At 70.5% G+C, this 19,263-nt stretch carries 18 protein-coding genes; 9 read left to right on the top strand and 9 right to left on the bottom strand.

Annotated elements, in window-relative coordinates:
* Positions 1 to 114 precede the first annotated feature (114 nt).
* Positions 115 to 1,304 (bottom strand): IS3 family transposase gene (locus tag M8231_RS07710; RefSeq protein ID WP_250201334.1). Its coding sequence is split into 2 segments (ribosomal slippage): positions 115 to 1,052 and positions 1,052 to 1,304, totalling 1,191 coding nucleotides; the frame shifts between segments, so codons are not numbered across the junction.
* 506 nt (positions 1,305 to 1,810) lie between these two features.
* Here M8231_RS07710 and M8231_RS07705 point away from each other — a divergent pair.
* Positions 1,811 to 3,856, top strand: a complete 2,046-nt coding sequence (locus M8231_RS07705) for an NAD(+) synthase (RefSeq protein ID WP_249750464.1) — start codon at positions 1,811 to 1,813, stop codon at positions 3,854 to 3,856.
* 18 nt (positions 3,857 to 3,874) lie between these two features.
* On the opposite strand, the gene M8231_RS07700 is transcribed toward M8231_RS07705, so the two are convergent.
* Complete coding sequence (locus M8231_RS07700) at positions 3,875 to 6,229, bottom strand: ATP-dependent helicase (RefSeq protein WP_250202544.1); 2,355 nt, start codon at positions 6,227 to 6,229, stop codon at positions 3,875 to 3,877.
* Positions 6,230 to 6,371: 142 nt separating this feature from the next.
* On the opposite strand from M8231_RS07700, the gene M8231_RS07695 reads away from it, so the two are divergent.
* Positions 6,372 to 6,605, top strand: a complete 234-nt coding sequence (locus M8231_RS07695) for a hypothetical protein (RefSeq protein WP_249752004.1) — start codon at positions 6,372 to 6,374, stop codon at positions 6,603 to 6,605.
* A gap of 4 nt (positions 6,606 to 6,609) precedes the next feature.
* Here the strand turns inward: M8231_RS07695 and M8231_RS07690 are convergent, their stop codons facing one another.
* From M8231_RS07690 to M8231_RS07675, 4 genes are read right to left on the bottom strand one after another with little or no spacing between them, the layout of a single operon-like run.
* The gene (locus M8231_RS07690; RefSeq protein ID WP_250202543.1) at positions 6,610 to 7,329 is read right to left on the bottom strand and encodes an SIMPL domain-containing protein; all 720 of its coding nucleotides are present in this window, start codon (positions 7,327 to 7,329) and stop codon (positions 6,610 to 6,612) included.
* A 46-nt stretch (positions 7,330 to 7,375) separates the two neighbouring features.
* Entirely contained in the window at positions 7,376 to 8,173 is a 798-nt protein-coding gene (locus M8231_RS07685) for a TrmH family RNA methyltransferase (RefSeq protein WP_249750467.1), read from the bottom strand.
* Entirely contained in the window at positions 8,170 to 9,066 is an 897-nt protein-coding gene (locus M8231_RS07680; protein WP_249750468.1) for an RsmD family RNA methyltransferase, read from the bottom strand. The genes M8231_RS07685 and M8231_RS07680 overlap by 4 nt, the downstream gene beginning before the upstream one ends.
* Before the next feature lie 18 nt (positions 9,067 to 9,084).
* On the bottom strand, positions 9,085 to 10,491 hold the full coding sequence (locus M8231_RS07675) for a glycosyltransferase family 2 protein (protein WP_249750469.1): 1,407 nt from the start codon (positions 10,489 to 10,491) through the stop codon (positions 9,085 to 9,087).
* 113 nt (positions 10,492 to 10,604) lie between these two features.
* Between M8231_RS07675 and M8231_RS07670 the strand changes: the two genes are divergently transcribed.
* The 4 genes from M8231_RS07670 to M8231_RS07655 are packed head-to-tail and all read left to right on the top strand — an operon-like array spanning position 10,605 to position 13,763.
* A complete protein-coding gene (locus M8231_RS07670; protein ID WP_249750470.1) occupies positions 10,605 to 11,228 on the top strand; it encodes a TetR/AcrR family transcriptional regulator in 624 nt (207 codons plus the stop codon).
* A 20-nt stretch (positions 11,229 to 11,248) separates the two neighbouring features.
* The gene (locus M8231_RS07665; protein ID WP_249750471.1) at positions 11,249 to 12,022 is read left to right on the top strand and encodes an ABC transporter substrate-binding protein; all 774 of its coding nucleotides are present in this window, start codon (positions 11,249 to 11,251) and stop codon (positions 12,020 to 12,022) included.
* On the top strand, positions 12,019 to 13,008 hold the full coding sequence (locus M8231_RS07660) for a FecCD family ABC transporter permease (protein WP_250202542.1): 990 nt from the start codon (positions 12,019 to 12,021) through the stop codon (positions 13,006 to 13,008). Before M8231_RS07665 ends, M8231_RS07660 begins: the two co-directional genes overlap by 4 nt.
* Entirely contained in the window at positions 13,005 to 13,763 is a 759-nt protein-coding gene (locus M8231_RS07655) for an ABC transporter ATP-binding protein (RefSeq protein ID WP_431307129.1), read from the top strand. The genes M8231_RS07660 and M8231_RS07655 overlap by 4 nt, the downstream gene beginning before the upstream one ends.
* On the opposite strand, the gene M8231_RS07650 is transcribed toward M8231_RS07655, so the two are convergent.
* On the bottom strand, positions 13,757 to 15,814 hold the full coding sequence (locus tag M8231_RS07650) for a lytic transglycosylase domain-containing protein (protein WP_249750472.1): 2,058 nt from the start codon (positions 15,812 to 15,814) through the stop codon (positions 13,757 to 13,759). The genes M8231_RS07655 and M8231_RS07650 overlap by 7 nt on opposite strands.
* Positions 15,815 to 15,932: 118 nt before the next feature.
* On the opposite strand from M8231_RS07650, the gene dapA reads away from it, so the two are divergent.
* Positions 15,933 to 16,817 carry a 4-hydroxy-tetrahydrodipicolinate synthase gene (gene dapA, locus M8231_RS07645; protein ID WP_250202541.1) on the top strand — a complete coding sequence of 295 codons (885 nt, stop codon included), beginning with the start codon at positions 15,933 to 15,935 and terminating at the stop codon, positions 16,815 to 16,817.
* 20 nt (positions 16,818 to 16,837) lie between these two features.
* The gene (gene smpB, locus M8231_RS07640; RefSeq protein WP_249751985.1) at positions 16,838 to 17,287 is read left to right on the top strand and encodes an SsrA-binding protein SmpB; all 450 of its coding nucleotides are present in this window, start codon (positions 16,838 to 16,840) and stop codon (positions 17,285 to 17,287) included.
* Positions 17,288 to 17,478: 191 nt separating this feature from the next.
* On the opposite strand, the gene M8231_RS07635 is transcribed toward smpB, so the two are convergent.
* The gene (locus M8231_RS07635; RefSeq protein ID WP_249750473.1) at positions 17,479 to 18,117 is read right to left on the bottom strand and encodes a uracil-DNA glycosylase; all 639 of its coding nucleotides are present in this window, start codon (positions 18,115 to 18,117) and stop codon (positions 17,479 to 17,481) included.
* Entirely contained in the window at positions 18,114 to 18,650 is a 537-nt protein-coding gene (locus M8231_RS07630; protein WP_249750474.1) for a LabA-like NYN domain-containing protein, read from the bottom strand. Before M8231_RS07630 ends, M8231_RS07635 begins: the two co-directional genes overlap by 4 nt.
* Here M8231_RS07630 and folK point away from each other — a divergent pair.
* Positions 18,649 to 19,215: a 2-amino-4-hydroxy-6-hydroxymethyldihydropteridine diphosphokinase gene (gene folK, locus M8231_RS07625; RefSeq protein WP_249750475.1), complete on the top strand. Its 567-nt coding sequence runs from the start codon at positions 18,649 to 18,651 to the stop codon at positions 19,213 to 19,215. The two genes, M8231_RS07630 and folK, sit on opposite strands and share 2 nt — an antisense overlap.
* Positions 19,216 to 19,263 lie beyond the last annotated feature (48 nt).

Raw genomic sequence — 19,263 nt, 5'->3', positions numbered from 1 at the left:
CTTGTCGCCTGTGCGACTACGCCATCGCAGGAAGCAGCACTTACAACGTCATCGTCTCAAGCTTGTGCTTTGCGGACGGCGGCACGCCATCACGCGTGACGTGACCCCCGTTTCTCATCCAGCCATAACGAGAGTCCTAGGTTGATCTGAGCTGTGATCGGCTGGGTTGGCAAGAGGCCGGTCAGCGCAGCCTCCAACCAGCGCAGCAGGCCGGCCGATGTGTCCGGTGAGCGCTTCTGCATAAGCCTGCGGCGTCAGCCACCCGAGCTTCGAGTGCGGACGCTGCTCGTTGTAATCGCGTCGCCACGCCTCCAGCACGGCGCGAGCGTGCGGCAGCGAGCGGAACAGCGTCTCGTTCAGCAGCTCGTCACGCAGCCGCCCGTTGAAGCTTTCGTTGAAGCCGTTCTGCTGGGGCTTGCCCGGCGCGATGTAGTGCCAGCCGACGCCGGTGTCGTCGGCCCAGGCCAGGACCGCGTTCGAGGTGTACTCCGTGCCGTTGTCGCTGACGATGGTGTCGGGCCGCCCTCGCTGCCGGATGACGGCGTCCAACTCCCGCACGACCCGCGCGCCCGACAGCGAGGTGTCGGCCACCAGCGCCAGGCACTCGCGCGTGCAGTTATCGATCACCGTCAGGATGCGGAAGCGCCGCCCGTCCGTCATCTGGTCTGCGACGAAGTCCAGCGACCAGCGCTGGTTGGGCGCCAGCGGCAGGTCCAGCGGTCGCCGCGGGCCCATCGCTCGCTTCCGGCCGCCGCGCCGGCGCACCGTCAGTTGCTCCTCGCGATAGATCCGCTGGACCCGCTTCCTGTTGACCGCATGGCCCTCGCGCCGCAGCAGCACGTGCAGGCGACGATAGCCGAACCGTCGACGGTCCTGGGCCAGGGCCTTCAGCCGGTCGCGCAGAGCGCCGTCGTCCGGGCGCGTCGCCTGATAGCGCACGCTCGTCCGATCGACGCCCAGCACACGGCACGCCCGCCTTTCGCTCATCTCGTAGGCGGCCTGCAGATGGCCAGCCGCCTCGCGATAGCCGGCGGGCGTCACCACTTTTTTCCCAGCAGGTCCTTCAGGGCCACGTTGTCCAGCATCGCGTCCGCCAGCATCCGCTTCAGCCGGGCGTTCTCATCCTCGAGCGCCTTGAGCCGCCGAGCCTCCGACACGTTGAGCCCGCCAAACTTGGCCTTCCATTTGTAAAAGGTCGCCGAGCTGACCCCGTGGCGTCGGCACACCTCCGCCGTCGCTACACCGGCCTCCTGCTCCCACAGGATCCCGATGATCTGCTCTTCCGTGAACCTCGATCGCTTCATTCTGTCCGTCCTTCGTTGGGCGGACTCTAGCTATTCCTGGAGGAGTTTCAGGGGGTCACGTCACGCGGGCGAGGTGATCACTTTCAGAGGCCGCTACTCCTCCGACGGGCGCGAAAGAGCTCGGATTGACGTCATCGATTGCCAGCATCGCTATAGCGTCCATCGGATCGCCGATGGGCTTGAGAAGGTGATGGATCCCGAAGCGCTTATTGGGTTCTACCCAAGGCGCTCTATTGAAGCCCTATTCACGGCGAGGATCGAACTCGTGCCGCCCAACACCCTATCTTATCAAGACGACGATGGAGTGCGGCTCGCACTCCTGACAGCCACCGAGATAGAGGCGACGCCCGAGTAGCCTTGCCAATGAAGTGGGCAATGTCCGCTGACCACCCTCCGCTGACGTTCGGAATGTCCGCAGCGGCGCATGTGGACGAACGATTCCCGTCGGTCGTCATTCCCGACTATACGGAAACCGACCGGCGCGCGCCGGAGCAGCGGACGAGCCCATGGCCGAGACTGATTTCTTTCATTCGCCCAAGTCGCACGGCTTCGTGCGCGTGGCGGCGGCGACGCCGGTCAGCCATGTGGGTGATCCGGTCGCCAATGCGGAAGAGCACCTGGCCCTGATCCGCGAGGCGGCGGGCGAGGGGTGCGACCTGGTGGTGTTTCCGGAGTTGTCGCTGTCGGCCTATGCGATCGACGACCTGCACCTGCAGGCGGCGCTGCTGCACGAGGTGGAGCGCCAGGTGGCGGTGCTGGCCGCCGCGACCGAGGACAGCGGCGTCCTCGCCATCGTGGGGGCGCCGATCCGGGGCGGCGACGCCCTGTTCAACTGCGCCGTGGTGCTGGGCGGGGGCGAGGTGCTGGGCGTCGTGCCCAAGACCTATCTGCCGAACTATCGCGAATACTATGAGAAGCGCTGGTTCGCCCCGGCGACGGCGCGGACCGAGGACGCGCTGGTCCTGAACGGCGAGAGCGTCGATTTCGCGCCGGGCCTGGTGTTCGAGGCGGTCAACCGGCCGGGTTTCGTCTTCGCGGTGGAGGTCTGCGAGGACTTCTGGGCGCCGCTGCCGCCGTCGACGCGGGCGGCGCTGGCGGGCGCGCGGATTCTCTGCAACCTGTCGGCCTCCAACATCGTGATCGGCAAGGCGGACGAGCGGGCCATGCTGTGCGCCAGCCAGTCGTCGCGGACGCTGTCGGCCTACGTCTTCACCGCCTCGGGCTGGGGCGAGAGCACCACCGACCTGGCCTGGGACGGGCAGGCGACGATCCATGAACTGGGCGCCAGGCTGGCCGAGGGCGAGCGGTTCGCGCTGGAGAACCACCTGACCGTCGCCGACGTGGACGTGGACCGGATCGGGCTGGAGCGGCTGAGGAACGGCACCTTTTCCGAATGCGCGCGGGTCGAGGGGGAGGCGGCGACGGTCGTGCCCTTCACCGCGCGCGAGGACGCCATCGCCAGCGACCTGATCCGGCCGATCGACCGGTTTCCGTTCGTGCCCGACGATCCGGCGCGGCTGGACCAGGACTGCTACGAGGCGTTCAACATCCAGGTGCAGGGCCTGATGCGCCGGATGAAGGCGACGAACGGTCGGCGGCTGGTGATCGGCGTGTCGGGCGGACTGGATTCGACCCAGGCGCTGCTGGTCGCCTGCCGCGCCTTCGACCGGCTGGGCCTGTCCCGCGAGGGGATTCTGGGCTTCACGATGCCGGGGTTCGCGACTTCGGAGGGGACCAAGTCGAACGCCTGGGCCCTGATGAAGGCGCTGGGCGTCACGGGCGCCGAGATCGACATCCGCCCGGCGGCCGAGCAGATGCTTAAGGATATCGGCCATCCCTTCGCGGACGGCGAGCCGGTTCACGACATCACCTTCGAGAACGTGCAGGCGGGGCTGCGGACCGACTATCTGTTCCGCCTGGCCAACCAGAACGGGGCCTTCGTCCTGGGGACCGGCGACCTATCGGAACTGGCGCTGGGGTGGGCGACCTATGGCGTCGGCGATCACATGAGCCACTACAACGTCAACGGCGGGGTGGCCAAGACCCTGATCCGGCACCTGATCCGCTGGGTGGCGGACAAGCAGCTGGTGGGGGCGGACGCCGCGCCGACGCTGCACGCCATCCTGGACACCGAGATTTCGCCCGAACTGGTGCCGGCCGGGGCGGACGGCAAGATCCAGTCGACCGAGAGCACGGTCGGGCCCTATGCGCTGAACGACTTCTTCCTGTTCTACATCAGCCGGTTCGGGCTGAAGCCGTCCAAGGTCGCCTATCTGGCCGAACAGGCCTGGGCCGATGCGGCGCGCGGCGACTGGCCCGCCGGGACGCCGGACGACGAGAAGATCACCTTCGAGCTGCCGATCATCAAGGCGTGGCTGAGGAAGTTCCTGGTGCGCTTCTTCCAGACGTCCCAGTTCAAGCGCTCGGCCCTGCCGAACGGGCCCAAGGTGGTGACGGGCGGGTCGCTGTCGCCGCGCGGCGACTGGCGCGCGCCGTCGGACGGCACGGCGCGGGTGTGGCTGGACGAACTGGAGGCCAACGTCCCGGACTGACGCCTGGGACGCGGGCTGTCAGGCCTTTTCCACGAAGCTGTCGATGACGCGCTTCTCGCCGGCCTTTTCGAAATCGACCAGCAGCTTGTTGCCCTCGATCAGGCGGACGTGGCCGTAGCCGAACTTCTGGTGGAAGACGCGCTGGCCCTTGGTCCAGCCCGAGGCGGACTTGGGGTCGGCGGTGGCGACCAGGCGGCCGTCGCCCTCGATGACGGCCTTGCGGGCCGGGATGCGGCTGGGCGTCTGGGCCGCCGTGAAGGATTGGGCGCGTTTCCAGCCGGGCGAGGAATAGCCGCTGCCGAAGGACGGGGCGTCGTCCCAGCGTGACTTGGCCTCCTTCATGCCGGCCGAGGCGCCGTAGTAGCCGGTGTCCGACTGGGCCTCGACGTGGGCCAGGGGCAGTTCGTCGACGAAGCGGCTGGGCAGCTGGCTGGTCCACCGGCCATAGACCAGGCGGTTGGCGGCGAAGGAGATGCGGGCGTCCTGCTTGGCGCGGGTGACGCCGACGTAGGCCAGGCGGCGTTCCTCCTCCAGGCCCTTTTCGCCCTTCTCGTCGATGCTGCGCTGCGAGGGAAAGACGCCTTCCTCCCAGCCGGGCAGGAAGACCAGCGGGAATTCCAGCCCCTTGGCGCCGTGCAGGGTCATGATCTGGACCGCCCCGTCGCCGTTGGGATCGTCGCCGGCGCCGCGGTCCAGGTCCATCACCAGGGCGACGTGCTCCAGATAGGCCTGAAGCGTGTCGAACGACTGCATCGACTGGACCAGTTCCTTCAGGTTCTCCAGCCGGGTCTGGCCGCTGGTGCGGTCGGCCTTCTGCATATCGGTGTAGCCGCTCTCTTCCAGCACCGTCTCCATGACCTGCCAGTGGGGCGTGGTCTCGGCCAGGGCGCGCCAGCGGTCCAGGTCGCGCAGGAAGTTGGACAGGGCGGTGCGGGTGCGGGCCTGAAGCTCGTCGGTGTTGACCAGGCCGCGCACGGCGGTGACGGCCGACAGGTCGTGCTGGCGGGCGATCTGAAGGATCTTCTGCACCGAGGTGTCGCCGACGCCGCGCTTGGGGACGTTGACGATCCGCTCGAAGGCCAGGTCGTCGTCCTCGGACAGGATCAGGCGCAGATAGGCGTGGGCGTCGCGGATTTCCGCCCGTTCGAAGAAGCGCGGGCCCCCGATGACCGTATAGGGGATGGCCAGCATGACCAGCCGTTCCTCGAAGGCGCGCATCTGGAACGAGGCGCGGACCAGGATGGCCATGTCCTTGTATTTCAAGCCCGGTTCGCCGGCGTGGGGGCGGCGGGCGGTCTCGATCTCGTCGGCGATCAGGCGGGCCTCGGCCTCGCCGTCCCAGACGCCGCGCACCCGGACCTTGTCGCCGCTGTCGTCCTCGGTCCACAGGGTCTTGCCCAGCCGGTCGCGGTTGGCCGCGATCAGGCCCGAGGCCGCGCCCAGGATGTGGCTGGTCGAGCGATAGTTCCGCTCCAGCTTGATGATCCTGGCGCCGGGGAAGTCGCGTTCGAAGCGCAGGATGTTGTCCACCTCGGCCCCGCGCCAGCCGTAGATCGACTGGTCGTCGTCGCCGACGCAGCAGACGTTGCCGGTCGAGGCCGTCAGCAGGCGCAGCCACAGATACTGAGCGACGTTGGTGTCCTGGTACTCATCGACGAGAATGTAGCGGAAGCGGCGGCGGTACTCCTCGGCCAGGTCGGCGTGCTGCGACAGGATGGTGATGTTGTGCAGCAGCAGGTCGCCGAAGTCGCAGGCGTTCAGCGTGCGCAGGCGGGCCTGATAGGCGCCATACAGCGCCTGGCCCCTGCCGTTGGCGAAGTCCTCGGTCGCGGGCAGCTTGTCGGGCGTCCAGCCGCGGTTCTTCCAGTGGTCGACGAGGCTGGCCAGCGACTTGGGCGTGAAGCGCTTGGTGTCGACATTGGCGGCTTCCAGGATCTGCTTCAGCAGCCGTTCCTGGTCGTCGGTGTCCAGGATGGTGAAGGTCGACTTCAAACCCACCAGCTCGGCGTGGCGGCGCAGGATCTGGGCGGCGATGGAGTGGAAGGTGCCCAGCCAGCGCAACCCTTCCGCCGACGGGCCGATCAGGTGGGTGATCCGCTCGCGCATCTCTCGCGCGGCCTTGTTGGTGAAGGTGACGGACAGAAGCTCCCACGGCCGGGCGCGGCCGGTGGCCAGGATGTGCGCCAGCCGTGTGGTCAGGACCCGCGTCTTGCCCGTGCCCGCGCCGGCCAGGACCAGGACCGGGCCCTCGGTCGTCTCCACCGCCAGCCGCTGTTCGGGGTTCAGCCCGGTCATGTAGTCGCGCGGCGCCGCCCCTTCGGGCGCGCGGGCCCGGGCCAGGTCGGAGATGCGGGGAGAGGGCAGGTCGGTCACAATGGGCAAACGCTCGAACGATCGGATTCGGCCGGAACATAAGGGGCACAGACGGCGATGTCAGGGCCGTCGTTGAAATCAGCCGCCGGAACCGGCGCGTCGGGACCGCCGTTTCGTCCGCTGAAGGACGAGGAGACCGTTCGTGGCGACGCGTTCCCGACATTCCAGGCTGTGGGCGGTCATGGTCGCCGTCGTGGTGGTGGTCGCAGCCCTGGCGCTGTGGCTGCTGTTCGCGGGACGGGCGGCGACCCCGACGGCTGGCCCCCGACTGGACGTGGAGCCGCCGCGCCCGTCGCTTCCCGACACGCCCCGGCTGCCGCCGGTCGAGCCGCCCACCGTGCCGTCGCCCGTCCCGGCGCCCGCGCCCGTCCGCTGAGCGTCTATTTCAGGCTGTAGGTGATGGTGGTGACGACGCGGACCTTCTTGTCGATGGAGGCGGCCTCGCCGCCGCCGTCGCCGTCGCGTGGCAGGATCTCGAACGAGCCTTGGGTCGCCTGACGGATCGGGCCCAGCGGCGTGCCGGAATCCTTGGCGAACTGTTCCGCGCCGGTGCGGGCGGCGGCGGTGCCCTCGGCGATCATCTGCGGCCGGACCGCGTTCAGCCGTGTGAAGATGTAGGACGGCCCCTGGAAATCCTGCAGCACCACGCCCTGGCGCACCAGATCGTTCAGCGCGCGCGTCGTCGTCTGCACCCGCGCCACGTCATTGGTGCGGACGATCACCGTCTGGGCCAGGATGAAGCGCGGGCCGCCGGTCTGGGAGGCGTATTCGCGCGAGCGGGTGTCGGCGACCTCCAGCCGGCCCAGGTCGACGGCCTCGGTCGGATAGCCCTGGGCGGCCAGGAACCGGCGAACCAGCACCAGATCCCCGTCGATGCGCGCCTGGACGTCGGACAGCACGTCGCCCGAGGCGGTGAAGCGCAGCGGCAGGACCGCCAGATCGGCCTTCACCTCGCGCTCGGACAGGCCGCGCACGGTGACGGTGCGGTCGCCGGCGCGGGCATGGATCACGCCCTGGCCGATCAGCGCGCCGGCGCCGATGAAGCCGATGGCCAGGAGGCCGCCGAAGACGGCGGCGGGAAGCAGGCGATTGTCGGTCATGGTCGACCCTCCGGCCGCCAGCCTACGCCCGGCGGAGGCCGCCCGGCTAGAGGTCGTCGGTGGCGGCGTACACCATGACGCCGGTGGCGATGGCCAGGTTCAGGCTGTCGGCCCGGCCGCGCATCGGAATCTTGACGTTGACGTCGCAGGCGGCGGCCAGCCGGTCGGTGAGGCCCGCCTGTTCGTTGCCCATCAGGATCAGCGACGGACGGCGCATGACGGCCGTGCGGTGGCTGACGGTCGCGTCGAGCCGGGTGCCGACCACGCTGCCCGGCCAGGTCTTGCGCCAGGCCAGGAAGGCGTCCGGGTCCGTCCGCGTGATCGACACGGCGAAGACCGAGCCCATCGTCGCGCGCACCGCCTCCACCGAATAGGGATCGACGCAGTCGCCGATCAGGATGACGCCGCCGCAGCCGGCCGCATCGGCGGTGCGGATGATGGTGCCCAGATTGCCCGGATCGCGCACCTGCTCCAGCGCCACCCAGCAGGGGGCGCTGTCGGGGTTCAGGGCGTCCAGCGGCGCATAGGCCTGGTCGAACACGCCCAGCACGGTCTGCGGATTGTCGCGGCGGCTGATCTTTTCCAGGATGGCGTGGGTGACGACGACGATCTCGCCGCCGGCCTTCAGCGTTTCGGCCTTTGCGCGGTCCAGCAGGGGGTGGGGGCGGGCGTCCTGGCCGACCAGCAGCATCCGGGGCGCGCGGCCCTGGTCCAGCGCTTCGCCGATGAACTTCAGCCCCTCGGCCAGGAAGGTCCCGGTGGTCTCGCGCTCTTTGCGCATGTGCAGGGCGCGCACGGCCTTGACCGTGTCGTTGGTCAGGGAGGTGATGAGGCGCTCGGTCATCGGCTCCATCGCGCGAAGAACGACAGGCCGATGGCGCGGGCGTCCGGACCGTCTTCCGACAGCGCCAGTTCGCCCCAGTCGATGCGTCCGCCCCGGTCGTGCGTCGCCTCGGCCATCATGTGGGCCAGCGACAGGCCCGATATGCGCGCGGCGTAGGCGTTCAGCAGCAGGAAGTCCGCATCGTCGTCCAGCAGGGCGGCGCAGTCCTTCAAAAGGCCCGGCATGTCCTCGAACAGCCGCCAGACCTCGCCGGTGGGACCGCGTCCGTACTTGGGCGGGTCCAGGATGATCCCGTGGTATTTCGAGCCGCGACGGACCTCGCGGGCGACGTATTTGCGCGCGTCCTCGACGATCCAGCGGATCGGGCGGTCGGCCAGGCCGGACAGGTCGGCGTTCTCGCGTGCATAGGTCACGGACTTCTTGGAGGCGTCGACGTGCGTGACTTCGGCCCCGGCCGCGGCGGCGGCCAGGCTGGCGACGCCGGTATAGCCGAACAGGTTCAGGATCTTCGGCCGGTCCAGGCCGCGCACGCGGGCGTCAAGCCACTCCCAATTGGCCGCCTGTTCCGGGAAGAAGGCCAGGTGGCGGAACGGGGTGAAGCGGCCGGTGAAGCGCACGTCGCGCCATTTCAGCGGGAAGGCGTCGATGGGGCCGTGCTGGTCGAACCGCCAGCGGCCGGAATCCTCTTCCTCCTGCTGAGGGTCGAAGACGGCGTTGGCGGCGTCGAAGGCGGCCGGATCGCGCGGGGACCAGAAGCACTGGGGCTCGGGCCGGACCACGGTGTGGCCGCCGTAGCGCTCCAGCTTCTTTCCGTCGCCGGAATCCAGCAGGGCGTAGTCGGACCAGCCTCGGGTCACCAGGGTTTCGGGCGTGGGAGAGAGCTTGGGCGCCATCGTCGCGCTGATAGGCGCTCAGGCCGCCTCGCGTCCAGCGCCGTCGACGGTTTCGACGCGATCGCGGTCCCGGTCGTGGGGCGTCTTGTCCCAGACGAAGGGCTGGGTCGCCAGCCGCCAGAGGGCGTGCAGGAAGGCGACGCTGAGCAGCGCCCAGTAGGCGGGCGCGCAGGCCATGTCGGACAGGCGGTAGTCCAGGCCGGCGCGCCGGGCCCCGACCGCGCAGCCCATCCAGGCGGCGATGGCGCCCAGCAGCAGAACGCCGATCGAGGGGATCGGCACCCCCGGCGACAGGCCCGACGCCAAGCCGATCAGCACCGCCGCCGTCAGCCAGGCCAGCGCAGGGGCGTGGGCCAGGGCCGAGACGATGGCCATGCCCACGGTCATGACGAAGGCGGCCAGACCGCGCGCGCCCAGGCCCAGCGGCGCTCGCGTATGGACGCCCCAGGTCTGCATATAGCCCTTCAGCCAGCGCGTCCGCTGGGGCAGCCAGCGGTCGAAGCCGCCGGGCGGCGTCTCCAGGGTCGGACGGGCGATCACGCCCAGGCGCCAGCCGTTCCTCCACAGGCGAAAGCCCAGGTCCGCGTCTTCGGTGACGTTGTAGGCGTCCCATCCGCCGGCCTGGCGCAGGGCGCTCATGCGGATGTGGTTGCTGGTGCCGCCCAGGGGGAAGGGCAGGCCCAGGCGCGCCATGCCGCGCAGCGTCACCTCGAACAGCGAGGCGTACTCCAGGGCGAATTGCCGATCCAGGAAGCCGGATCGCGGAAGGTGGGAGCGGTCGCGGATTCGGAGCGGCGCCTGCAGGCAACCCAGGCCGGGGTCGTGCATGAAGCGCGACGCCGCCTCGCGCAACTGGCCCGGATCGGGAGCGTCCTCGGCGTCATAGATGGTCAGAACGGCCCCGCTGGCGCGCGACAGGGCGAAGTTCAGAGCGCGCGGCTTGGTCTGGGGCGCGCCAGGCGGGGCGATCAGGACGTGAAGCCAGGCCGGGCGGGGCGTCGCCTCGATCGCAGCCAGAGTGGCGGCGTCATGGGCCTCCAGCACCAGGAAGCCTTCCAGCCGATGCGCCGGATAGTCGAGGCGCGACAGGTTTCGGATCAGCTGCGGGGCGACATCGGCCTCGTCGTGAAGCGCGGCCAGGACGGTGTAGCGCGGCCAGCGTTCAAGGGCCGGCGCCTGGGGGATCGGGGCCAGACTGGCGATGGCCAGGGCGAACCGCCACATCGACGTCAGGACGAACAGCGCCTGAAGGCCGGCGACGGCGCACGCCAGGGCGGGCGTGGGCGCCGACAGCAGCGCGCAGCAGGCGAAGGCCAGAAGGCCCGTGAACAGCAGGGTCTGGCCGATCGTCGCGCCGTCCCGCGCGGCGCTGGCGTGCGCGACGCGATCCGCGTCCGCGACGGCTGCGCCCCCGTCCGCCCCCATGGCCGCCTCCCCAGCCCGACAATCCAGGATTGGTATTTGACGCAACCCAATAGTTCAAGCCTTGGCGGTTGCGGACGGGAATGGGTATGCAGGGGCCCGCACGGAGCTGACCCTTGACCGCCGCCAACCCGCGTTCGAACCGAAAGCCCAAGGGCGAAGGCCATTCGCGCCGAGGGGAAATCCTGGCCGCCGCCGAACGCATCTTCGTCGAGCACGGCTACGAAGGCGCCACGATCCGCAAGATCGCCGACGCGGTGGGCCTGTCGTCGACGGCGCTCTACATGCACTTCGCCGACAAGGGCGAAATCCTGCAGGAGATCTGCCGCGAGGCGTTCGCCCGGCTGATCGAGGCCACGCGCGACCTGGCCGAGACGCCGGCGCCGCCCGAGGTCCGGCTGCGGCGCATGATCGAGGCCTATGTGACCTTCGGCTTCGACCATCCCAACGCCTATCGGCTGATCTATCTGACCCGTCCCGCCGAGGCGCGCGAGGGCGCCCAGACCATGGCCCAGGAAATGGGCGGCGGGCTGTTCGACAGCTTCGAGGCCGCGGTGGCCGAGACGGTCCGGGCCGGCCGGATGACGGGCGAGCCGACGCTCATCGCCCAGGCCATCTGGGCCTCGGCCCACGGCGTGGTGTCGCTGATGATCACCAAGCCCTATTTCCCGTGGGCCGAGCGCCAGGCCCTGGTCGACACGACCCTGGACGCCGTGTTCGGGGGATTGTTGAAATCGTGAGGCGGACCGCCGGGCTCGGTATGGCGGTCGCCCTGGTCGCGACGGGCGCCGCGCGGGCCGAGCCGCTGCGGGTGATGGCTCTGGATCAGTGCGCGGACCAGTATGTGCTGGCCCTGGCCCCGGAGGCCGAACTGGCCCTGTCGCCGCGCGCCGACGACCCGGATTCCTGGATGCGGCGCCAGGCCGAGGGACGCCGGCGCATCCGGCCGACGCTGGAGGCGGCCGTCGGTTTCCGCCCCGACGTGGTGGTGCGCTACTGGGGCGGCGAGCCGCGCCTGCTGGCGGCGCTGGAGCGGCGCGGGGTGCGCGTCGTGACCCTGGACGACGCGGCCGATTTCGACGGCATCAGCGCCAATATCGCGCGGGCGGCCGACGGCCTGGGACAGGCCGAGCGCGGGCGGCGGCTGGAGGCGCGGATGCGCGCCACGCTGCAGGCCTCAGCGCCCAAGCAAGGCGGACGGCCCGGCGCGGCCTATCTGACGGCGGGCGGGTTCACCGCCGGGCCCGGCACGCTGGTCGATGCGATGATGCGGGCGGCGGGCTACGACAATGTGACGACTGCGCCGGGCTTCGGGCCGCTGAGCGTGGAGCGGATCGCCCTGCATCCGCCCGTGCGCTTCGTGCTGGGCTTCTTCGATGAGTTGAGGGCGGACTGGCGCGGGCCGGGCCGGCATCCGGTGGTGCGGCGCGCCGCGAGGGGGCGGACGGCGGCCGCCCTGCCGGCCGCGGTGCTGACCTGCCCGGCCTGGTTCGCCGCCGACGGCGTGGCGATGATGGCGAAGGGGCGGCCATGACACGGACGGCGACATTGTGCCTGGCGATGGCGCTGCTGCTGGTCGCGGCGCTGGCGGCGGCGGTGCTGGTCGGCGAGACGGCCTTCACCGGCGGCCAGTACCGCCAGGCCCTGTTCGATCCGGCCTCGGGGCCGGCCGAGGTGCTGTGGCAGGTGCGCGCGCCGCGCGCCGTCTGCGCCGTGATCGTGGGGGCGGCGCTGGGCCTGGCCGGGGCGGTGATGCAGGGCCTGCTGAGAAATCCGCTGGCCGATCCGGGGGTGCTGGGCGTGTCGGCGGCGGCGGCGTTGGGCGCGGCGCTGGCGATCGTTCTGGGCGCGGCGGCCGTGCCGGGGCTGGTCGAGATCAGCGCCCTGGTGGGCGCGGGCCTGGCGGGCGGTCTGCTGATCGCCGTGTCGGGCGTGGTGCGGGCGCCGGAGGCGCTGATCCTGTTCGGCGTGGCCCTGTCCAGCTTCGCGGGGGCGGCGACCGCCCTGATCTTCAACCTGTCGCCGTCGCCCATCGCCCAGGCCGAGGTGATGTCCTGGCTGCTGGGCTCGGTGCAGAACCGCAGCTGGATCGACGTGGCCTGGGTGACGCCGGCCGTCATCGTGGCCGCCGCCTTCGCCGCCCTGGCGACGCCGGGCCTGCGGATGCTGACCCTGGGCGAGGAGGGCGCCGCGACGTCGGGCCTGCCGATGCGGCGGCTGCGCGCCTTCGCCCTGATTGCGGCCTCGGTCGCGACCGGGGCGGCGGTGGCGGTGGCGGGCGTGATCGGCTTCGTCGGCCTGGCCGCGCCGCACCTGGTGCGCGCGGCGGTGCGAGGCGATCCGGGGCGGGTGCTGTGGCCCTCGGCCCTGGCCGGCGGGCTGATGCTGGTGATCGCCGACCTGCTGGCGCGGCTGACGCCGACGGATCAGGAGTTGAAGCTGGGGGTGTTCACCGCCCTGATCGGCGCGCCCCTGTTCGGCCTGATCGCCTGGCGCGCGGCGCGGGAGTGGCGGCTGTGATCGCCCCGCTGACGATGCGGGACGCCGAAGCCAGCCTGGGCGGCCGCAAGGTGCTGGATGGGGCGGACGTGCAGGCGGGCAGGGGCGAACTGGTCGCCCTGGTCGGTCCGAACGGCGCCGGCAAGTCCAGCCTGATCCGGGCGTTCGCGGGACTGCTTGCGCTGGACGGCGGGATCGCCCGACTGAGCGGGGACGATGTCAGGGCCCTGTCGCCGCGCCAGCGGGCCGAACGGGTCGCCTATCTGCCGCAGGAGCGCCGCATCGCCTGGAATCTGCCGGCGATCGAGATCGCTGCGCTGGGCGCGCCCTTCCTCACCGGCGAGCAAGCGCTGGCGCGAGCGCGGGTCGCGTTGGACGAGGTCGGCGCCGGCCATCTGGCCGACCGGGGCGCCGCCGAGATGTCGGGCGGCGAACGGGCGAGGGTGCTGCTGGCGCGGGCGCTGGCGTCGCCTTCGCCGCTGCTCCTGGCGGATGAGCCGATCGCCGGGCTGGACCCGGACGCCCAGCGGCTGGTGCTGGAGCGGCTGCGGGCCAAGGCCGACGCCGGAGGCTCGGTTCTGGTCAGCCTGCACGACCTGACGCTGGCGGCCGCCTTCGCGGATCGGGTCGTGGTGCTGGACGGCGGCCGCGTCGTCGCCGCCGGCCCGCCGCTTGAGGCGCTGTCGCCCGAGGTCCTGAAGACGACGTTCGGGCTGGACGGCCGCTGGGTCGAGACGGTCGACGGGCCGTTGCTGGCGGCCCGCCGGGCTCAGTAGCCGGCGTAGGGGCGCGGGCCGGCCGCGGCCCCGGCCGAGATGTCCGCCGAGGGCGTCAGCGGCGCCGAACCGCCGTTCAGGCGCGCCTTGTACACGGCCATGTTCTCCATCACCCGCATCATGTAGTTGCGCGTCTCCGTGAAGGGCGCGCATTCGATGAAGTCGATCGCAGCGTTCGCGTCGCCGCGCGGATCGCCGCAGCGGGCGACCCACTGGCTGGGCCGGGCGGGACCGGCGTTGTAGCCCACTGTCGCCAGCAGCATCGAGCCGCTGTTGGCCGCCATCAGCTCGCCCAGGTGATAACTGCCCAAGGTCATGTTGTAGTCCGGGTCCCACAGCTGCTCGGCCGAGAACCCCATGCCCAGGCGCCGGGCGACGCCGGAGGCCGTGGCCGGCAGGAACTGCATCATGCCGCGCGCATCGGCGTGGGAGCGGGCGCGGGGATCGAAGCTGGATTCCTGGCGCGTGATGGCCAGGGTGAAGGGCAGGGGCGCCGAACCGTTGACCGAGGGCGGGATGCGCACCGGGTACATCCGTTCGGGCAGGACGAAGCCGCGCTGGCTGGCCGCGCGGCCCACCATCATGGCGGTGAAGTCCTCGCCATAGCTGCGCGACAGGTCCATCAGCAGGGCCAGGTCCTCGATGGTCGGCAGGTCGTTGTCCAGTTGATAGGCGAAGACGCGCAGTAGACTGGTTTCGCCCGTCTCGCCCAGGATGCGCGTCGCGCGGACCAGTTCGCGGCCCTCGAAGGAAGCGATGGCGGCCTGATCGGGCGCGGGCTCGCCCGGCAGGGTCAGGGTGGTCAGACCGGCCTTCTCGGCCGCCAGCTGGCCATAGAAGGTCTGCCAGTGCTGCGCGCCGTTGCGGTAGTAGTTCATCGCCGCGTCGCGTTCGCCGCGCGCCTCGGCCGCCCGGCCCAGCCAGTAATAGGCCCGCCCTTGCGTGATGGGCGTGGACGAGGCGCCGCGCAGGGCCTCGAAATGGCGGGCGGCGACCTCGGGCTGGTTCAGCTTGGTCAGGGCGACCCAGCCGGCGAAGAAGTCGGCGTCCACCATCCGGTCGCCGGCGGTGAAGCCGTGGCCGTTCATCGCATCGTAGGCCGCGCGCCAGTTTCCGACCTGAAGGGCGTCCAGGAAATAATTGCGGCGCTCGCTCCACAGGGTGTTCTGGCCCGTGTCGTGCGACGGCGCGGGCGGCAGGGCGGCCAGCAGCGGGAAGGCTTCGGACTGGCGGTTCTGGGAGCGCAGGATCCGCACGCGTTCCAGCACGACGGCGGGATCGCCGGCCTGGGCCGGCGTCAGTCCGGCGACGATGGCGTCGGGGCTGTAGGCGGTGCGCAGGGCCAGCACGGCGTTGGCCACGGCGGCCCGGTCGGGCGAGACCAGGCCGAGCATCGCGCGCGTGGCCGGCCCGTGCGGGCCCAGCAGCAGCAGGTTCAGCCGTCTTTCATGATCGGCCGGCGTCAGCCATCCGCCCCAGCGGGCCAGGACGCGCGACTGCGGCGCCTCGTCGAAGGATTGGGTCGTCCACCAGTCGCGGATCAGGGCGCGCGCCTCGTCGGTGCGGCCGCGCTGCTCATAGGCGGAGGCCAGGGCGATGGCGCCCTCGATGGTGGTCGGCGGACCGTCGGCGAACAGGGCCAGGGCGGCGTCGGCGCCCATGCCGGAGCGGTCCAGCACCTTCTCGGTCGCGGCGCGGCGCGATTCGGCGCGCGGCCAGCCGGCCATGCCGGCCTGGGCCTGGGCCAGCTGGGCGTAGGACAGCTGTTCGCCCGAGGTGTCGATCAGCGCCCACTCGACCAGCTTGCGCGCGGCCGGGTCGCCGATCTGGGCCAGCACGGCCTGGGTTCCGGCCACGTCGCGGGCGCGGGCGGCGGCCAGTCCCTGGCGGAAAAGCGCGGTGTCCTGATCGTTCAGGACGCGGGGTCCCCGGTAGGCCGAAACGGGGGCGGCCGTGGACTGGACCGCCGTGTAGGGAACGGGGCCGGAGGTCAGGTCCTGCGGATTGGGAGCAAGCACCGCAAGCATGGCCGCCAGGCTGGTTCCGATCATGATCTTTCCTGTTCCCATTCAATCCGGTTGCGGCAAGGCCGTCGGCGACCTAACTTCCCGCGCTCGTTTCTCGGCGGCGATCGACGTCGCCCCCTCCCACGCAGGCCAAGCTAGTCCCATGACCGCCCCCTTGTTCAAGGGCGTGATCACCGCCCTGATCACACCACTTCGTGACGGAAACGTGGACGAGGCCGCTTTCGTCAAACTGCTGGAGCGCCAGATCGCCGCAGGGGTCGACGGCGTGGCGCCGATGGGCACGACGGGCGAGAGCGCGACCCTGCACCCCGACGAGCACAAGCGCGTGGTCGAACTGGCCGTGGCGACGGCGGCGGGACGGATTCGCGTGATCGCGGGCGCCGGCTCCTCGGCCACCGACAAGGCCGTCGAGATGGCGGCGCACGCCAAGGCGGTCGGCGCCGACGGCGCGCTGGTGGTCGCGCCCTATTACAACCGGCCCTCGCAGGCGGGGATGACGGCGCACTTCCGCGCCATCGCCGACGCCGTGCAGCTGCCGGTGCTGCTTTACAACGTGCCGGGGCGCACCGGATCGGACCTCGCCAACGAAACCGTGGCCGCCCTGGCCGGTCATCCGAACATCGTCGGCGTCAAGGACGCCACCGGCGACATGGGACGGATCGCCTGGATGCGCGCGACCCTGCCTGAGGGCTTCGCCTATCTGTCCGGCGACGATTCCAGCTGGCTGGGCTATGCGGCGTCGGGCGGGCACGGGGTGATCTCGGTGACGTCCAATGTCGCGCCCGAGGCGATGGTCGCTCTTCACCAGGCGCTGGCCGCGGGCGATCTGGCGACCGCGCGGTCCTGGCAGGATCGGCTGATCGGCCTGCACCGGGCGCTGTTCCTGGACAACTCGCCTTCGCCGACTAAGTACGCCCTTTCGCGTCTGGGGCTGTGCGGCGAGGAGGTGCGGCTGCCGCTGGCGCCGACGGCCGAGGCGGTGCGGCCCGAGATCGACCGGGCCATGGCCGCGGCGGGCCTGACCTGATGGCCGCCGAAAAGCCCAAGATGAAGGTGCTGGCCGAGAACCGTCGGGCGAAGTTCGACTATTTCCTGACCGACAATCTGGAGGCCGGGATCCAGCTGCTGGGCACCGAGATCAAGGCCTTGCGCGACGGTCGGGCCAACATCGCCGAAAGCTACGCCTCGGTGGAGGGCCGCGAGATCATGCTGATCAACGCCGACATCCCGCCCTACAAGCAGGCCAACCGGTTCAACCACGAGCCGCGCCGGCATCGCAAGCTGCTGCTGCACAGGAAGCAGATCGACAAGCTGATCGGCGCGGTCCAGCGCGACGGCCAGACGATCATTCCCTTGCGCCTCTATCTGAACGAGGCGGGCAAGGCCAAGCTGGAGATCGCCCTGGCCAAGGGCAAGAAGCTGCACGACAAGCGCGAGGCCAGCGCCGAACGGGACTGGCAGCGCGACAAGGCCCGGCTGATGCGCGACAAGGGCTGAGGGCGAGAACCAAGCGACGTTCAGTCTGCGCCGTCATTCCGGGGCGTCCGCAGGACGAACCCGGAACCCAGGAGACTTGCATCCGGCGTCCGATGGATTTGGCGGCGAGACCGCGGTCCCGGATTCCGGGTTCTTCGCTTCGCTCAGCCCCGGAAGGACGATTCCACGGCGTGGGACGCTATTCGGTTGTCCTAGGCCTCGATCAGCGCCCGGGCGCGGTCGAAGATCGCCTCGAACATCTGGGGCGTCAGGCGGCCGGTGTTCGTGTTCAGCCGCGAGCAGTGATAGCTGTTCAGGATGACGTAGCCGCCCGCCTCGCCCTCGGCGCCGTGGCCGGCGGGCATGGCCGTGCCGGGCCGCCCGAACGCCTTCAGGATGTTGCGGCGGGACACGTCGCCCAGGGTGACGATCACCTTCAGGTTCGGCAGCAGCTTCAGCCGGTCGATCAGGAAGGGGCGGCAGGTCGTCTCCTCGATCGGCAGGGGCTTGTTGCCGGGCGGGGCGCAGCGCACCGCATTGGTGATCATGCAGTCGGTCAGGGTCAGATCGTCCTCGCCGTCGGGGTCGTAGCGGCCGGTCGCGAAGCCGGCCTTCTTCAGCGTGTCGTAGAGCAGCCAGCCGGCATGATCGCCGGTGAAGGGGCGGCCCGTGCGGTTGGCCCCCATGCGGCCGGGCGCCAGGCCCGCCACCAGCAGGCGCGCGTTCGGATCGCCGAACGACGGGGCCGGGCCGTTCCACCAGTCAGGGTTCTGGCGCGCGTTCTCGTGACGATAGGCGACCAGGCGCGGGCACAGGGGGCAGTCGCGGGGCGGTTCGGGCGTCAGGCTCATTGCGTGGCCTTGGGTCGGCCGAACTCGGCCATCAGGTCGTTCAGGTCCAGGAAGGCGTCGGCCTGGCGGCGCAGTTCGTCGGCGATGTGCGGCGGCTGGGTCTTCTGGGTGGATATGACGGTGACGCGGACGCCCTTGTCCTGGACCGCCTGCACCAGCCGGCGGAAGTCGCCGTCGCCCGAGAACAGCACGACATGGTCCAGCCGGGGCGCCAGCTCCAGCATGTCGACCGCGATCTCGATGTCCATATTGCCCTTGATCCGGCTGTGGCCCTGGCCGTCGGTGAAGCGCCTGACCGGCTTGGTGACCACCGAAAAGCCGTTGTAGTCCAGCCAGTCGACCAGGGGTTTCACCGGCGAGAACTCTTCGCCCTCGACCACCGCCGTGTAATAATAGGCCCGCGTCAGGATGGATTTCTCGCGGAACCAGTCCAGCATCCGCCGGAAGTCCAGATCGTGCTGCAGAGACCGCGCGGCCGAGTAGAGGTTCGAACCGTCGATGAAGACCGCCAGCCGGTCGGTGGAATGAAACATGGTCGAAGCCGTCAAAAGCGATGAAGAAAAGGGCGTCCGGCCCGACGTCGGAATCGACGACGGCCTTGATCTGGACGGCGCAGTCATCGTGGCCCTGGGCTGCAATGACAAGGGGGCGTGGTCGTCGTGCCGCGAGGCGCTGGAGGCCGCGCTGGCCCGTTTCCGGTGCGAGGGGATCGACGTCGTGGCGCGATCGCGCTGGTGGTCTTCGCTGGCCTGGCCCGACGCGGACGACCCGCCCTTCCTGAACGGCGTCGTGGTGGTCAGGACCGAGCACGATCCCCATGCGCTGATGGCCGCCCTGGGACGGATCGAGGACGCCTTCGGCCGCCAGCGTTCGACCCGAAACGCGCCGCGCACGCTGGATCTGGACCTGATCGCCTACGGGCGGCTGAGCGGCGACCTGGACGGCCTGATCCTGCCGCATCCGCGCGCGGCCGAGCGCCGGTTCGTCATGGGCCCGCTGGCGGAAATCGCCGCGGACTGGCGCCACCCCGTCACGGGCGGGGCCGCCGGCGATCTGGCGCGAGAGGCGACGGTGGGCCAGGACGCCCATCCGGCCTGACGCCCAACTTCCGCCCCTGTGGCGTTGCAAAAAGCCGTCCCCATCTGT

The sequence above is a fragment of the Brevundimonas albigilva genome, from assembly GCF_023573565.1.
GTDB lineage: Bacteria > Pseudomonadota > Alphaproteobacteria > Caulobacterales > Caulobacteraceae > Brevundimonas > Brevundimonas albigilva.
The sequence above is the reverse complement of the archived record's forward strand: the minus strand, read 5'-3'. Positions and strand labels throughout refer to the sequence as shown.

Coding starts and splice junctions, on each gene's coding strand:
- M8231_RS07705 (WP_249750464.1), top strand. CDS start 1,811: ATGGCCGAGACTGATTTCTTTCATTCGCCCAAGTCGCACGGCTTCGTG.
- M8231_RS07690 (WP_250202543.1), bottom strand. CDS start 7,329: ATGACCGACAATCGCCTGCTTCCCGCCGCCGTCTTCGGCGGCCTCCTG.
- M8231_RS07685 (WP_249750467.1), bottom strand. CDS start 8,173: ATGACCGAGCGCCTCATCACCTCCCTGACCAACGACACGGTCAAGGCC.
- M8231_RS07680 (WP_249750468.1), bottom strand. CDS start 9,066: ATGGCGCCCAAGCTCTCTCCCACGCCCGAAACCCTGGTGACCCGAGGC.
- M8231_RS07675 (WP_249750469.1), bottom strand. CDS start 10,491: ATGGGGGCGGACGGGGGCGCAGCCGTCGCGGACGCGGATCGCGTCGCG.
- M8231_RS07665 (WP_249750471.1), top strand. CDS start 11,249: ATGGCGGTCGCCCTGGTCGCGACGGGCGCCGCGCGGGCCGAGCCGCTG.
- M8231_RS07660 (WP_250202542.1), top strand. CDS start 12,019: ATGACACGGACGGCGACATTGTGCCTGGCGATGGCGCTGCTGCTGGTC.
- M8231_RS07650 (WP_249750472.1), bottom strand. CDS start 15,814: ATGATCGGAACCAGCCTGGCGGCCATGCTTGCGGTGCTTGCTCCCAAT.
- dapA (WP_250202541.1), top strand. CDS start 15,933: ATGACCGCCCCCTTGTTCAAGGGCGTGATCACCGCCCTGATCACACCA.
- smpB (WP_249751985.1), top strand. CDS start 16,838: ATGAAGGTGCTGGCCGAGAACCGTCGGGCGAAGTTCGACTATTTCCTG.
- M8231_RS07635 (WP_249750473.1), bottom strand. CDS start 18,117: ATGAGCCTGACGCCCGAACCGCCCCGCGACTGCCCCCTGTGCCCGCGC.
- folK (WP_249750475.1), top strand. CDS start 18,649: ATGGTCGAAGCCGTCAAAAGCGATGAAGAAAAGGGCGTCCGGCCCGAC.
- M8231_RS07630 (WP_249750474.1), bottom strand. CDS start 18,650: ATGTTTCATTCCACCGACCGGCTGGCGGTCTTCATCGACGGTTCGAAC.